Origin of the sequence: Burkholderia sp. BCC0044 (genome assembly GCF_902832955.1) — a bacterium.
GTDB lineage: Bacteria > Pseudomonadota > Gammaproteobacteria > Burkholderiales > Burkholderiaceae > Burkholderia.
The window spans coordinates 1859367-1874151 of record NZ_CADFDO010000001.1 but is presented as its reverse complement, the minus strand read 5'-3'; the positions used below and the strand labels follow the sequence as shown (position 1 = coordinate 1874151).

Here is a 14785-nt window from a genome sequence, read left to right as displayed (position 1 = left end):
GGCGGGATTTTTTTCGTCCGTATGAGCCGCCGATAGGTCGCCGCTCGGCTGGCCGATGCGAGCGCGGACCGGAAACGGGCGGACGAAAAAAAACGCATGTGCGGCTTCGCACATGCGTTCGACCGCGGCTTGCGCCGCGTGCTGAGGATACCGGTTAGTGCGTGACGCGCGTGACGCCGCCGCTCGACAGCAGGCGGACGCGCTCGCCGGCGCGGAATGCTTCGCCGTTGGCTGCCTGCGTGATCGAGCGCAGATCGCCGTTGTCGAGGCGCACGGTGATTTCGACACCGTTCGCCGTGCTGAGGTTTTCGCCGACCGCGTTACCCGCGACCGCGCCGACGAGGCCGCCGGCGATCGCCGTCAGGATCGAGCCTTTGCCGCCGCCGATCGCGCTGCCCGCGACCGCGCCGAGCGCGCCGCCGCCGAGCGTGCCGATCGCGCTGCCGCCGCCGTCCGACTGGATGCGCACCGCGCGGACGCTTTCGACCGTGCCCATGCGGACCGTCTGTTCGCGCTGCGCCTGGCCGACGCTATAGACATCCGCCGAACCGGGTGCCGTGAAGCAGCCGGCGAGGGTCAGCGTGGCCGTCAGCATGGCCGCGAGCGTGAGGGTTTTTTTCGTCAACATCTTTGCTCTCCCACAATATTCATTTGAGACTGTAACCGAATGCAGTCTCGAAGCGTGCGTCGATTTCGGCGCGCGTCAGGTCGTAAGTCTGGGGCCCTTGATGGGCGATCTTGAGGGAGCCCATCAGGCTCGCGAGGCGGCCGGTGGTTGCCCAGTCGAGGCCATGCTCGATGCCGTACAGCAGGCCGCCCCGGAAGGCGTCGCCGCAGCCGGTCGGATCGGCGATGCGCTCGGCCGGCACGACCGGAATCTGCTCCGCGCCCTGCTTGTGGCGGATGGTCGCGCCGTGCTCGCCACGTGTGATGACGAGCGCGTCGACCCGGCTGGCGATTTCATCTTCGGACCATCCCGTCTTGTCGCTCACCAGCTTGGCCTCGTAGTCGTTGACCGCTACGTAGGTCGCAAGTTCAATGCTGCGGCGCAGCGTCGCACCGTCGAACAGCGGCAGACCCTGGCCCGGATCGAACACGAACGGCACACCGGCCTTGGCCAGCTCTTCCACGTGCTGCACCATCCCGTCGAAGCCGTCCGGGCCGACGAGCGCGAGCTTGATGTCCGGCGCGTCGCCCGCGTGGTTCAGGTGCGACTGCATCATCGCGCCCGGGTGGAACGCCGCGATCTGGTTGTTGTCGAGATCGGTCGTGATCATCGCCTGCGCGGTGTACGTATCGGGCAGCACGCGAACGTGGTCGCGGCGCAGGCCGAGCTGGTCGAGCCGGTCGAGATACGGCTGCGCATCCAGCGCGCCCATCGTGCCCATGATGCGCGCATCGCCGCCCAGCAGGTGCAGCGCGTACCCGATGTTGCCCGCGCAGCCGCCGAATTCGCGGCGCATCGTCGGCACGAGGAAGCTCAGGTTGATGAGGTGCACCTGGTCGGGCAGGATGTGCTCGCGGAACCGCCCTTCGAAGGTCATGATGGAGTCGTAGGCGATCGAGCCGCAAATCAGCGTAGCCAAGGTGTGCGTTCCTGTAGAAATGAGGGGCCCTGCGCGACAACGCCGCGCGAAGGGCGCGGCGCGGCAGGGGAAGCGGAAGAAAGCTTACTTCAGTGCGGCGAGCGCTGCATCGTAGTTCGGCTCGTCCTTGATTTCGCCGACGAGTTCCGCGTGGATCACCTTGTCCTGCGTATCGAGCACGACCACCGCGCGTGCGGTCAGGCCGTTCAGCGGGCCGCTCGTCACGTCGACGCCGTATGCGTTCGCGAACGCGCGGCCGGTGCGGAACGTCGAGGCCGTCACGACGTTCGCGAGGCCTTCGGTCGTGCAGAAGCGCGTGGCGGCGAACGGCAGGTCGGCGGACACGACCACCACGACCGTGTTGTCGAGCGACGACGCGGCTTCGTTGAACTTGCGGGTCGACGTCGCGCAGGTCGGCGTGTCGAGGCTCGGCACGATGTTCAGCACCTTGCGCTTGCCGGCGAAGCTGGCGAGCGACAGATCGGCGAGGTCCTTGCCGACCAGCTTGAAATCGGCGGCTTGCGCGCCGACGGCCGGGAACGTGCCGGCGAGATCGATCGGGTTGCCACCCAGCGTAACTTTGCTCATGTTCGTGCTCCGAAATAGCGCGCCGCTCGGGCGCGCGGGTTGAGACGGGCGCGCAAGCGCGCCACGGCGCGTCACGGATAGAAGATCTGGACGCGGAAATTCGAGGCGGGCGCGCCGTTCGTTTCGAGACGGACGACCATCGTTTGCGTCGTGCCGGGCGGCAGCCCGGCGTCGATCGGCGTGCCCGGGCGCACGTAGTCGCGCGGCGCGAGCACGCGGCGCACGGTGACGTGATTGGTGTCGTCGAGCAGCGTGAGTTCGAGCGACGGGTAGGCGAGCGCGACGCGGTAGCGGTTCGTCAGCGGCACCTTCAGTTCGAGCTCGCGCGGGCCGTCGAGCTGGCGCAGGTCGGTCGCGTCGAGCCGCAGCCCGTCGATCGCGCGCGGCGGCGTGACCGTGCAGCCGAGCGGCGCGCACGCCTGCCGGAACCAGCCCTGCGTGACGGGCCAGTAGATCATCACCGTTTCGCGCTGCCACCACGCCAGTTGCGCGACGAGCAGGCCCACCAGCGCGGCCGCGACGAGGCCGCCGAAAAAGCCGCCGAGCATCCCGCGTCGCTGCGGCGCGCGCGTCTCGCGCGTGACGGCGAAGTGCGGACGATCGTCGTCGGTCAGTGCGGCGGGGAAGGGGGCGACCGGTTGGGCGGGCGGTTGGACGTCGGGCTGGGCCGCCGGTTGGGTGACCGTCCGGGCGACCGGTTCATCGGCTGCCGCTGCGGTCGACGCGTTGTCGTGCCGGGTGAAGCTGTCGGGTTCCGATGCTGTCTCGGCTTCGGTGAAGGCCGGTGCGGGCGTGAACGCGAAACGCGGTTCGCGCGGCGCGCGTTCGTCGTCCGGCGCAGCGAAGTGCGTGGGGACGACGGGTTCGGCCGGCTCGGCGGCAGTTTCCGTTTCCGACGGAAGGTGGGCGACGAAGCGAGGCTCGCGCGGGTCGCGCTCGACCGGCGCGGGCGAGGCTGCGGCTTCTTCGGTTTCGTGCGGTGCGTGCTGCGCCTGCGGCGAATGCGGTTCGGTCGGTTGCTCGACGGCAGCCGAAGCATCGAGCTCGGCCGGCGACGACGCGAACGGCTCCGGCGTGCCCGACAGGTGAACGACGCCGGCTTCAGTGGACGGCAGCGCGAGCGGTATCAGCGGCTCGGTGCGCACGGTCTCGACGCTGTGCTGCAGCGACGGATCGACGCCGGCGTCGAGCCACGGCGCCCACATGTCCCAGCCTTCCGGCTTGTAATCGGTGCCGGTCGGCGATTCGGGCGGCGCGTCGGCGGTGAACAGCCGGGCCGGCGCGGCCTGCTGATGCGCGTCGCCGCCGTGCGGCGCGGCAGCCGGTTCCGTCAATGCCGGCTCGGGGTGCTGCGCGTACTCGGGAACGAGCGATTCGGCGGCGTTGAAGACTTCGTGGCAATGGCCGCAGCGCACGAGCCCCTGATGCAGCGAGAGCTGTTCCTGCTGCAGCCGGAAGACGGTTTCGCAATGAGGGCAGCGCGTCGCAAGAAGCATGTCGAGCCGGGCGGCCTGCTGGCCAGAGTGAAGGACAGCGCTATTCTAATGGCTTTCGCGGCGGGTTCCGGCAAGGCATACCCAACCTTCGTGTTCGCGCCAGACCGAGATGTCGACGTAGCGCGCATAAACGGCCGCGACTTCGTCCGCCTGGCGCGCGAGCACGCCCGACAGCGCGATGCGCCCGCCCGGCTTGACCTTCGATGCGAGCATCGACGCCATCAGCTTCAGCGGATTCGACAGGATGTTCGCGACGACGATGTCGAATTCGCCGTCCGGGCACGCATCGGGCAGCCCGTACGTGACTTCCGCCCGGTTGCGTTCGCTGTTCTGGCGCGCCGATTCGACTGCTTGGCGGTCGATGTCGATGCCGATCACGGGGTTCGCCCCGCATTTCTTCGCGAGGATCGCGAGAATGCCCGAGCCGCAGCCGTAGTCGAGCACCGACTGACCGGGCTTTACCGACTGCTCGAGCCACTCCATGCACAAGCGGGTCGTGGGGTGGCTGCCGGTGCCGAACGCGAGGCCGGGGTCGAGCTCGAGGACGAGCGCATCGGGATCGGGCGCATCGTGCCACGACGGCACGACCCAGATCCGCTCGCCGATCGGAATCGGCTCGAACTGCGACTGCGTGAGCCGCACCCAGTCCTGCTCCTCGACTTCGCGCACGACGAACTTCGGCGTCTCGGCGAGGCCGATCTCGTTCGCGGCCGCCGCGAGCAGCACGGCCGGCTCGTGATCGGCCGACAGCAGCGCGACCACGCGCGAGTGCTGCCACGCGGTGCGATCGGGCACGAGGCCCGGCTCGCCGAAGAGCGGCTGTTCGTCGGGCGTGTCGGCGTCGGCGTCTTCGACGGACACCGACAGCGCGCCGAGATCGAGCAGCGCGTCGGACAGGGCCTCCGCATGCTCGCGGGCCAGTTCGACGACGAGTTCGCGATAACTCATGCTTACGCTTCTTCCGGTGCGACCTGCTGCTTCTGCGCGAGCCGGTTTTCGAGGTAATGGATGCTGGTGCCGCCTTCGACGAACTTCGCGTCGATCATCAGCTCGCGGTGCAGCGGGATGTTGGTCTGGATGCCTTCGACGACCATTTCTGACAATGCGATGCGCATCCGGCGGATCGCCTGCTCGCGCGTCGCGCCGTAGGTGATCAGCTTGCCGATCATCGAATCATAGTTCGGCGGCACGAAATAGCCATTGTAGGCGTGCGAATCGACGCGCACGCCCGGGCCGCCCGGCGTATGCCACGACGTGATCCGGCCCGGCGACGGCGTGAACTTGAACGGGTCCTCGGCGTTGATCCGGCACTCGATCGCATGCCCGCGGAACTGGATGTCGCGCTGGCGCAGCGTGAGCTTCTCGCCGGCCGCGATGCGGATCTGCTCCTGCACGATGTCGACGCCCGTGATCAGTTCCGATACCGGGTGCTCGACCTGCACGCGCGTGTTCATCTCGATGAAGTAGAACTCGCCGTTTTCGTACAGGAATTCGAACGTGCCCGCGCCGAGGTAGCCCATCTTCTTGCATGCGTCCGCGCAGCGGTCGCCGATGCGGTCGATCAGGCGGCGCGGAATGCCGGGCGCCGGCGCTTCCTCGATCACCTTCTGGTGGCGGCGCTGCATCGAGCAGTCGCGCTCGCCGAGCCAGATCGCGTTCTTGTGCGCGTCCGACAGCACCTGGATCTCGATGTGGCGCGGGTTCTCGAGGAACTTCTCCATGTACACCTGCGGGTTGCCGAACGCACGGCCGGCTTCCTCGCGGGTCATGTTGACCGCGTTGACGAGCGCGGCCTCGGTGTGCACGACGCGCATCCCGCGCCCGCCGCCGCCGCCCGCCGCCTTGATGATGACCGGATAGCCGATCGCGCGCGCAATCTTGACGATCTCCTTCGGATCGTCCGGCAACGCGCCTTCCGAGCCCGGCACGCACGGCACGCCGGTCTTGATCATCGTCTGCTTCGCGGTGACCTTGTCGCCCATCATGCGGATCGTTTCCGGGCGCGGGCCGATGAACGTGAAGCCCGACTGCTCGACGCGTTCCGCGAAATCGGCGTTCTCCGACAGGAAGCCGTAGCCGGGGTGGATCGCCTCGGCATCGGTGACTTCCGCGGCGCTGATCAGCGCCGGCATGTTCAGGTAGCTCAGGTTCGACGGGGCCGGGCCGATACAGACGGCTTCGTCCGCGAGGCGCACGTACTTGGCTTCCTTGTCGGCTTCCGAGTAGACGACCACCGTCTTGACGCCGAGTTCGCGGCACGCACGCTGGATGCGCAGCGCGATTTCACCGCGGTTGGCAATGAGGATTTTTTCAAACATAGCGAGTATTCGTCTCTTCGAGGGGCGCGCGAACGGCGCCTGGCGAGCATCTCGGCGGCGCGCGGCCGGCAGGACCGCGCGGCGGGCTTAGCCGATCACGAAAAGCGGCTGGCCGTATTCGACGGCCTGGCCGTTCTCGACGAGGATTTCCTTGATCACGCCGGCCTTGTCCGACTCGATCTCGTTGAGCAGCTTCATCGCTTCGATGATGCAGATCGTCTGGCCTTCCTTGACCGTGTCGCCGGCCTGCACGAACGGGTCGGCGCCCGGCGACGGCGCGCGATAGAACGTGCCGACCATCGGCGACGTCACGACGTGGCCCTGCGGGACGGCCGGGGCGGCGGCTGCCGGCGCGGCAGCGCCGTCGGTCGGCAGCGCGGCCGACGGAGCCGGCGCGCTGACTTGCGGGGCATACCCAGCCGTCGGCTGTACGTAGACCGGCGGTGCGTTCTTGACGATGCGCACCTTGCCTTCGCCTTCCGTCACTTCCAGCTCGGAGATGCCGGATTCGGAAACGAGGTCGATCAGAGTTTTCAGCTTACGAAGATCCATCGGGAATTCCCCTTTCAATACGTGAAAGCGCCGGTGAGGGGCCGGCGCTGAATCTAGATCGCGAAATCAGTCGCGCGACGCGCCTTGCAGCTTGTCCAGCGCGTACTCGAGCGCGTACAGATAACCTTTCCAGCCGAGCCCGCAGATCACGCCTTCGGCCTGGTCGGAAAAGTAGGAGTGGTGCCTGAACGCTTCGCGGCGATGCACGTTCGACAAGTGAACCTCGACGAACGGGATGCCGACGCCGGCGATCGCGTCCCGGATCGCAACGCTCGTATGCGTGTACGCGGCCGGATTGATCAGGATGAAATCGGTCTGTTCCTCCCGCGCGGCCTGGATGCGGTCGACCAGCGCGCCTTCATGGTTGCTCTGGAACGACGACAGGTCGGCGCCGGCTTCCCGGGCGCGCGCGGCAAGCGCCTGATCGATCTGCGCGAGCGTGACGCGGCCGTACACCTCCGGTTCCCGGGTGCCGAGAAGGTTCAGGTTGGGGCCGTGCAACACCAGCAATCGTGTCATGGTCGCTTCTATTTCTGCGGAATTGCGCGAACTTTAGCGCTATTTAGAGAAATTTGTCTAGTTTTGCCGAACGGCCAAGTGCGCCGGGTCTGCAAGAATTACCGGTGCGGGCGCAAAGTATCGGCGAATTCACGCGAAATTGCGGCGATCGACCTGCAAATCGCCGCCAACGCGCGGACTGCCGTTCGGGCGGGTTACAGCGCGTCGAGCGTCTTTTTCAGCTCGGCCGGCTGGATTTGTCCCAATTTTGTCTCGCGGATCTTGCCGGTTTCGTCGATCACGACGGTAAACGGCAGCGCGCCGGCGGTATTTCCGAAATTACGGGCCAGATCGGCGCCCGCATAACCGCTGACGAAGACCGGATAGTCGACCTTCACCTTTTGCAGGAAGGTCTTCACGTTCTGCTCGGAATCGACGCCGATCCCGACGAAACGGATGCCTTTCTGCTTATATTGATGCGACAGCGCGACGAGCTCCGGCATTTCCTCCACGCACGGGCCGCACCACGACGCCCAGAAATTGACGACGACCTTGTGGCCCTTGAATGCGGCCAGCGTGGCCGGCTTGCCGTCGACGCCGGTGAGCGACGACGCCCACAGCTGGTCGACCGGACTGCCATGGACGGCCGGCGCGGCGACGGCGACGCCGTCGTCGGCCGTACCGCGGAACCAGTGGCCGGCGGCGACACCGCCGGCAACGGCGGCGGCCGCGACCACCGCGAGCGCCAACATGCGTTTCATCATCATCGTTGAATCATTCCGGTTCGGAAGGGGCCTGGCCTGCGTCGACGAGCGCGCGCAGCGCTGCGGCGTCCGCGCGGGCGACGCGGCCGCGCGCGTCGGCCTTCACCGCGCCGCGCAGGTCGTCGCTCGCATACAGCGCAAGGTGGATGCCGATCGCGTCCACGTCGCGCCGCGGGCGCCACAGGAAACTGAGCGTTTCTACCTCGCCGCGGCCCGCGAAATGCCGTGTCTCGGACACGTCGTACTGGACGTTCTGGTTCAGCAGGTAGATCGCGACGTCCTTCGGGTTGTCGGTGAATGCCTGCAAATGGATATCCGAATGCGCGTTCGCGGTGCCGTTCAGCACGGCGCCCGTCACATAAGGATGGAACTCGGCGAGCCGGCGCATCCAGTCGAGCGCGATCTCGCGCAGGCGGCGCAGTTCGTCCGGCTGCGTGTCGCTCTGGAACAGCGCGAGGTATTCGCGGAGTTCTTCCTCGATCTGGTCGTTATCCGGCAGCCATTCGCCAGCAACGCGCGAATCGCCCAGCAACTGGCGCGCGGCCTTGCGTTTCGCGCCGGCATAGTCCAGGCCGTCCTCCGCGATCAGGCGGGCGGCGGACTGGGCGATTTCCTCGCGGACGCGCCGCGGGTCGACAAGAGGTTTGCGAGACATGATCCGGCAATCATACTCGATCGTCGCCGCGCCCGAGCACGGGTGCGGCAGCCCGTCGTCCGGGGGCGCCGGCACCGTTCGCGCGCATCGTTCGGGCCGCCGGGCATCGCAGGCCGTCAGTTACAATACTGCTCTTTGCGTCGCGGCCAGGTCGTTGGCCGGGCGCCGGCCGCACGGCTCGTCCGGCGCGCCGCACACGCATCCTTTCCGAATCGACGGCGCCCGGCGGCGCGAAAGCATTCCTCTATGCACATCCACATTCTTGGCATCTGCGGCACCTTCATGGGCGGTCTCGCCGTACTCGCACGCGAGGCGGGCCACACGGTGACGGGTTGCGACGCGGGCGTCTATCCGCCGATGAGCACGCAGCTCGAGGCGCAGGGCATCACGCTGATCGAAGGCTACGGCGCCGAGCAGATCGACCTGAAACCGGACCTGTTCGTGATCGGCAACGTCGTCACGCGCGGCAATCCGCTGATGGAGGCGATCCTCGATCGCGGCCTGCCTTACGTGTCGGGCCCGCAATGGCTCGGCGAGCATGTGCTCGCCGGCAAATGGGTGCTCGCGGTCGCGGGCACGCACGGCAAGACGACCACGTCGTCGATGCTCGCGTGGCTGCTGGAAGACGCGGGCCTCAACCCGGGCTTCCTGATCGGCGGCGTGCCGCTGAACTTCGGCGTGTCCGCGCGGCTCACCGATTCGAGCTTCTTCGTGATCGAGGCCGACGAGTACGACACGGCATTCTTCGACAAGCGCTCGAAGTTCGTGCACTACCGGCCGCGCACCGCGGTGCTGAACAACCTCGAATTCGATCACGCCGACATCTTCCCCGATCTCGCCGCGATCGAGACGCAATTCCATCATCTGGTGCGCACCGTGCCGGGCGTCGGGCGGATCGTCACGAACGGCCGGTCGGACGCGCTCGAGCGCGTGCTGGCGCGCGGTTGCTGGAGCGAGGTCGAGCGCTTCGGCGTCGACGGCGGCTGGCAGGCGCTGCCGGCCGAGGACGGCGTGCCGGTCGACGAGCGCTTCGCGGTGTATTCGCACGCCGAGCGCGTCGGCGAAGTCGCGTGGCAGGTGCAGGGCGATCACAACCGGATGAACGCGCTCGCGGCGATCGCCGCCGCGCGCCACGTCGGCGTGCCGCCCGCGCAGGCGGCCGAATCGCTCGCGTCGTTCCGCAACGTGAAGCGCCGGATGGAAGTGCGCGGCAGCGTGGACGGCGTGACCGTCTATGACGATTTCGCGCACCATCCGACCGCGATCGACACCACGATCGCCGGCCTTCGTGCCCGCATCGGCCGCCAGAATGCCCGCATCCTCGCCGTGCTCGAACCGCGCTCGAACACGATGAAGCTCGGCGTGATGAAGTCGCAATTGCCGGCGAGCCTCGCCGATGCCGATCTCGTGTTCGGCTACGGCGCGCCGACCGGGCGCGACGCGCTCGGCTGGAATCTGGCCGAAGCGCTCGCGCCGCTCGGCGAGCGCGCACGCGCATTCGACGATCTGCATCTGCTGGTGAAGGCGGTGGTCGAGGCCGCGCGTCCGGGCGACCACGTGCTCGTGATGAGCAACGGCGGCTTCGGCGGCGTGCACCAGAAGCTGCTCGATGCGCTCGGGAGCCGCACGTGATCCTGTATCTGCACGGCTTCCGGTCGTCGCCGGAATCGCAGAAGTCGCGGCTGCTCGCCGCGCGCATGGCCGAACTCGGCCGCACCGGCGAGTGGCGGTGCCCGTCGCTGTCGGTGTCGCCGCTCGAGGCGATCGCGGTGGCGGAAGCCGAGGTCGCGGGCGCACGCGACGTGACCGTGATCGGCAGCTCGCTCGGCGGTTATTACGCGACGTGGCTCGCCGAAAAGCATGGCTGGAAGGCCGTGCTGCTGAATCCGGCGATCGTGCCGCAGCGCGATCTCGAACAGCATCTGGGCGAGCAGCAGTTGTGGCACGGCGGCGGCACGATCGTCGTCGAGCGCCGTCACCTGCACGAACTCGACGCGCTGCGCGTGCCGGCGATCACGCGCGCCGACCGCTACTATCTGTTCGCGGCGACCGGCGACGAGGTGCTCGATTATCGCGAGATGCTCGCCCATTACCCGGGCGCGAAAACCCGCGTGATCGACGGCAGCGATCACGGAATCAGCGAATTTGCCGACTATGTCGACGACGTTCTCGCGTTTTGCGACGGAAAGACGTCCTAAACCGGCCGCGTGCCGATCGAATTCCCATCATCATGCGGCGCCGCCGATGCGGCGCCCGGCAGTCTGAACGAGAGTACTGAGTGAACGTTTTCTTCGAGGAATCGGGCAGTTTCAAGGCGGGCAGCGTGCTGTCGCGCCAGGGCGACGCATTTCAGGTCGAGTTGCCCGGCGGGCGGCGCGCGAAGGTGCGCGCGAAAGACGTGCTGATCGAATTCGACAAGCCGGCCGCGGGCGAACTGATGCAGGAGGCCGACACGGCCGCGCAGCAGATCGATCTGGACTTCCTGTGGGAATGCGCGCCGGCCGACGAGTTCGCCTATACGGCGCTGGCCGCCGAGTACTTCGGCGCGACGTACGGCCCGGTCGAGCGCGCGGCGCTGGTGCTGCGGCTGCACGGCTCGCCCGTCTACTTCCGCCGCAAGGGGCGCGGCCAGTACCAGCGCGCGCCGGAAGAGCAGCTCAAGATGGCGCTCGCGTCGCTCGAGCGCAAGCGCCAGCAGGCGCTCGTGCAGGCGCAGTATGAAGAGGAGCTGAAGGCCGGCAAGCTGCCGGAAGCGTTCGCGGGCAAGGTGCTCGGGCTGCTGACGCGGCCGGACAAGAATTCGATCGAATACAAGGCGATGGAAGCGGCGGCCGGCGCGCGCGGCGTGTCGCCGGCGCGGCTGATGCTCGACTGCGGCGGCATCGAGTCGCCGCGTGCGCTGCACGAAGCGCGCTTCCTCGCGGAATTCTTCCCGCACGGCACCGGTTTTCCGCCCGTCACGGTCGGCCCGCTGCCGGACGACCTGCCGCGCGCGAACGTCGAGGCGTTCTCGATCGACGACATCACGACCACCGAAATCGACGATGCGTTCTCGGTCGAGCACCTGGCCGACGGCCGGGTGCGGATCGGCGTGCACATCGCGGCGCCGGCGCTCGGCATCGTGCGCGGCGATCCGGTCGACGCGATCGCGCGTACGCGCCTGTCGACCGTCTACATGCCGGGCGACAAGATCACGATGCTGCCGGACGACGTCGTCGACGTGTTCACGCTGAAGGAGGGCGATTACCGCCCGGCGCTGTCGCTGTACATCATCGTCAACCGCGAGACGCAGGACATCGTCGCGAACGAGACGCGCGCCGAGCTCGTGTACGTGAAGAACAACCTGCGCCATAACACGCTCGACGAGCTCGTCAACGAAGAGACGCTCGCGGCCGGCACCGGCGACTATCCGCACAAGGACGACATCGCCGTGCTGTGGCCGCTCGCGCAGGCGCTGTTCGAGAAGCGCCAGGTCGCGCGCGCGGGCTACGGCCTGAAGCGCGAGGTGCAGCGCAACACCGACTACAACTTCTACGTCGAAGGCGAGCACGTGACGATCACGCCGCGCCGCCGCGGCTCGCCGCTCGACCTGATCGTGTCGGAGCTCGCGATTCTCGCGAACTCGACTTGGGGCGCGTTCCTGCACGACCACACGGTGCCGGGCATCTACCGCTCGCAGCGCGGCTTCGGCGCGCCGGGCCCGAAGCGCACGCGGATGCAGACGACGGCCGCGCCGCACGAAGGCCTCGGCGTCGCGCAGTACGCGTGGAGCACGTCGCCGCTGCGCCGTTACGTCGACCTCGTGAACCAGTGGCAACTGCTCGCGTGCGTGCAGCACGGCGTCACCGCGAAGCTCGCCGCGCCGTTCAAGCCGAAGGACGCCGATCTCTACGCGGTCGTGCAGGGCTTCGACGATACGTACACGGCCTACGCCGACTACCAGCGCCGGATGGAATATTTCTGGTGCCTGCGCTGGCTCAAGCAGGAGCAGAAGAAGCAGGTCGTCGCGAGCGTCGTGAAGGGCGATCTCGTGCGCCTCGAGGACATCCCGCTGCTGCTGCACGTGCCGGGGCTCGGCGTGCATGCGCGGGGCACGCGCGTGCTGCTCGACGTGATGTCGCTCGACGAGCTGACGATCGAGGCATCGGTGCGCCTGCTGAACGTGCTCGACGCGCCGACCGTGACGAGCGGCGATACGGCCGAGGCCGACGAAGAGGATGACGCCGAAGGCGGCGACGACACGCTGGTCGACGCGGAAGATGCGTCGGCGCAAGCCGAGGCCGAAGCGCTGGCCGAATCGGGCGATGCGGCGGCAGCGGGCGGCGAAGCCGCGAGCGGCAACGACGGCGAAGAGGGGCGCGCATCATGAACGCAGCTGCGTCGACGAGCGGCGCCGACCGCTATGTCGTGTTCGGCAACCCGGTGGCGCACAGCAAGTCGCCGTTCATCCACGCGCAATTCGCCGCGCAGACCGGCGAGCCGATCGAGTACGCGCACCGGCTCGCGCCGGTCGACGGGTTCGAGGCCGCGGTGCGCGCGTTCGTCGCCGAAGGCGGTCGCGGCGCGAACGTGACGGTGCCGTTCAAGCTCGACGCGCATGCGCTCGCCGACACGCTGTCGCCGCGCGCGGCGGCGGCGGGCGCGGTGAACACGCTGCGCATCGACGCCGACGGGCGCCTTTACGGCGACAACACCGACGGCGTCGGCCTCGTGCGCGACATCGAAGCGAATCTCGGCGTGTCGCTCGCGGGTGCGCGCATCCTGCTGCTCGGCGCGGGCGGCGCCGCGCGCGGCGTCGTGCTGCCGCTGCTCGACCGCGCGCCGCTGTCGATCGCGATCGTGAACCGCACCGCGAGCAAGGCCGAGGCGCTCGTCAGCCAGTTCATGCAGGCCGCGCACGATGCCGGCTGCACGCTCGCGGGCGGCGGCTCCGGCGTCGTGCGGGCCGAGCCGTACGATGTGGTGATCAATGCGACGGCCGGCAGCCTCGATGCCGCGCTGCCGGAGTGCGACGCGGCCGCGTTCGGCGCCGGCACGCTCGCGTACGACATGATGTACGGCGCGCAGCCGACCGTGTTCATGCAGCACGCGGCATCGCTCGGCGCGCGCACGGCCGACGGGCTCGGGATGCTCGTCGAGCAGGCGGCCGAATCGTTCTTCATCTGGCGCGGCGTGCGGCCGGACGGCGCACCGGTGCTGGCCGCGCTGCGCCAGGCGCTCGCGGCGAGCTGAACGGAGCGCGGCACGTGGTGGCGGTGAGCGGCACGCAGCGCACGCGGACGGTGAGCGTCACGCGCTGGATCGTCTACGCGGGATCGGTGTTCGCGCTCGCGTGGCTCGCGACGCAGCTGTTCTATCTCGCGCAGATCGCGCTGTGGTCGTTCGTGAACCCGGGTTCGACCGCGTTCATGCGTACCGACGCGTGGTGGCTGTCGCGCGACACGCCGCCCGCGCAGATCCGCCACCAGTGGGTGCCGTACGACCAGATCTCGCGCAACCTGAAGCGTGCGCTGATCGCGTCCGAAGATTCGACCTTCGCGACCAACAACGGCTACGACGTCGACGCGATCCTGCAGGCGTGGGAGAAGAACAAGGCGCGCGGCAGGATCGTCGCGGGCGGCTCGACGATCACGCAGCAGCTCGCACGCAACCTGTTCCTGTCGCGCGAGAAGAGCTACATCCGCAAGGGGCAGGAGCTGATCATCACGTGGATGCTCGAAACGGTGCTCGACAAGGAGCGCATCTTCGAGATCTACCTGAATTCGGTGGAATGGGGCCGCGGCGTGTACGGCGCCGAAGCGGCCGCCCGCTATTACTACAAGATTCCCGCGAGCCGGCTGGGTGCGTGGCAGTCGGCGCGCCTCGCGGTGATGCTGCCGAAGCCGCGCTGGTTCGATGCGCATCGCGGCTCGGCCTACCAGGCGCAGCGGGCGGCCGTCATCGCACGCCGGATGGGCGCGGCCGAGCTGCCGCAATCGGAGTAAGCGGCGCGCCCGCGCCGCTGCATTGTCCGTTCCGCCGCGCCGGCGCGATTGGTGCGCTGCAGCGCATTCGCGTCGCCGCCATTTCGGGCCACATCCGTTAGACGAATCCGTCTATTTCGCTTTGTTGAGCAATGCCGACGACCGCGCGATTTTGTTGGCCGGCATCGCACGAAATCGGTGCTTTTTTAGTCGTCGCGGGTAAACGCGAAAGTCGATGAAAGCGACGTGAAATACAACGTTTCGCGAATCGAAGCATTCCTGAAAGGTGTGCGCTGCACCGGCTGAGCGCCAAATATTTCAAAATTTTTCAAAGCTGACGGGCTCGCGTATATTGGCCAGCGCCT

Annotated in this window: 15 protein-coding genes; 5 read left to right on the top strand and 10 right to left on the bottom strand. The window is 67.8% G+C overall.

The window, feature by feature from the left end; all coding sequences use genetic code 11:
* Positions 1-154 precede the first annotated feature (154 nt).
* The 10 genes from HWX14_RS08425 to HWX14_RS08380 form a co-directional block, all read right to left on the bottom strand.
* Positions 155-628, bottom strand: coding sequence for a glycine zipper 2TM domain-containing protein (locus HWX14_RS08425; RefSeq protein WP_027783487.1), 474 nt, complete (start codon positions 626-628; stop codon positions 155-157).
* A gap of 19 nt (positions 629-647) precedes the next feature.
* On the bottom strand, positions 648-1586 hold the full coding sequence (locus HWX14_RS08420) for a carbohydrate kinase family protein (protein WP_175882292.1): 939 nt from the start codon (positions 1584-1586) through the stop codon (positions 648-650).
* Between the two features lie 84 nt (positions 1587-1670).
* Positions 1671-2174, bottom strand: coding sequence for a thiol peroxidase (gene tpx, locus HWX14_RS08415; protein WP_175882291.1), 504 nt, complete (start codon positions 2172-2174; stop codon positions 1671-1673).
* A gap of 71 nt (positions 2175-2245) precedes the next feature.
* Entirely contained in the window at positions 2246-3670 is a 1425-nt protein-coding gene (locus HWX14_RS08410) for a zinc-ribbon and DUF3426 domain-containing protein (RefSeq protein WP_175882290.1), read from the bottom strand.
* Between the two features lie 45 nt (positions 3671-3715).
* Positions 3716-4618, bottom strand: coding sequence for a 50S ribosomal protein L11 methyltransferase (gene prmA, locus HWX14_RS08405; protein WP_175882289.1), 903 nt, complete (start codon positions 4616-4618; stop codon positions 3716-3718).
* Between the two features lie 2 nt (positions 4619-4620).
* Positions 4621-5988 (bottom strand): acetyl-CoA carboxylase biotin carboxylase subunit, encoded by a 1368-nt coding sequence (gene accC / locus HWX14_RS08400; RefSeq protein ID WP_050013869.1) that lies wholly within the window; start codon positions 5986-5988, stop codon positions 4621-4623.
* Between the two features lie 87 nt (positions 5989-6075).
* On the bottom strand, positions 6076-6540 hold the full coding sequence (gene accB, locus HWX14_RS08395) for an acetyl-CoA carboxylase biotin carboxyl carrier protein (RefSeq protein ID WP_175882288.1): 465 nt from the start codon (positions 6538-6540) through the stop codon (positions 6076-6078).
* A gap of 66 nt (positions 6541-6606) precedes the next feature.
* On the bottom strand, positions 6607-7059 hold the full coding sequence (gene aroQ, locus HWX14_RS08390) for a type II 3-dehydroquinate dehydratase (protein WP_175882287.1): 453 nt from the start codon (positions 7057-7059) through the stop codon (positions 6607-6609).
* Positions 7060-7253: 194 nt separating this feature from the next.
* The gene (locus HWX14_RS08385; RefSeq protein ID WP_175882286.1) at positions 7254-7805 is read right to left on the bottom strand and encodes a TlpA disulfide reductase family protein; all 552 of its coding nucleotides are present in this window, start codon (positions 7803-7805) and stop codon (positions 7254-7256) included.
* A 7-nt stretch (positions 7806-7812) separates the two neighbouring features.
* Positions 7813-8457 carry a UDP-N-acetylmuramate--alanine ligase gene (locus tag HWX14_RS08380; RefSeq protein ID WP_175882285.1) on the bottom strand — a complete coding sequence of 215 codons (645 nt, stop codon included), beginning with the start codon at positions 8455-8457 and terminating at the stop codon, positions 7813-7815.
* Positions 8458-8703: 246 nt separating this feature from the next.
* Here HWX14_RS08380 and mpl point away from each other — a divergent pair, with 246 nt between their 5' ends.
* From mpl to mtgA, 5 genes are all read left to right on the top strand, one after another.
* Positions 8704-10089: a UDP-N-acetylmuramate:L-alanyl-gamma-D-glutamyl-meso-diaminopimelate ligase gene (gene mpl / locus HWX14_RS08375; protein ID WP_175882284.1), complete on the top strand. Its 1386-nt coding sequence runs from the start codon at positions 8704-8706 to the stop codon at positions 10087-10089.
* A complete protein-coding gene (locus HWX14_RS08370; protein WP_175882283.1) occupies positions 10086-10655 on the top strand; it encodes a YqiA/YcfP family alpha/beta fold hydrolase in 570 nt (189 codons plus the stop codon). Before mpl ends, HWX14_RS08370 begins: the two co-directional genes overlap by 4 nt.
* A gap of 80 nt (positions 10656-10735) precedes the next feature.
* A complete protein-coding gene (locus HWX14_RS08365; protein WP_175882282.1) occupies positions 10736-12826 on the top strand; it encodes an RNB domain-containing ribonuclease in 2091 nt (696 codons plus the stop codon).
* The gene (aroE, locus tag HWX14_RS08360; protein ID WP_175882281.1) at positions 12823-13689 is read left to right on the top strand and encodes a shikimate dehydrogenase; all 867 of its coding nucleotides are present in this window, start codon (positions 12823-12825) and stop codon (positions 13687-13689) included. Before HWX14_RS08365 ends, aroE begins: the two co-directional genes overlap by 4 nt.
* A 14-nt stretch (positions 13690-13703) precedes the next feature.
* Positions 13704-14441, top strand: a complete 738-nt coding sequence (mtgA, locus tag HWX14_RS08355; RefSeq protein WP_175882280.1) for a monofunctional biosynthetic peptidoglycan transglycosylase — start codon at positions 13704-13706, stop codon at positions 14439-14441.
* The last annotated feature ends 344 nt before the right edge of the window (positions 14442-14785 follow it).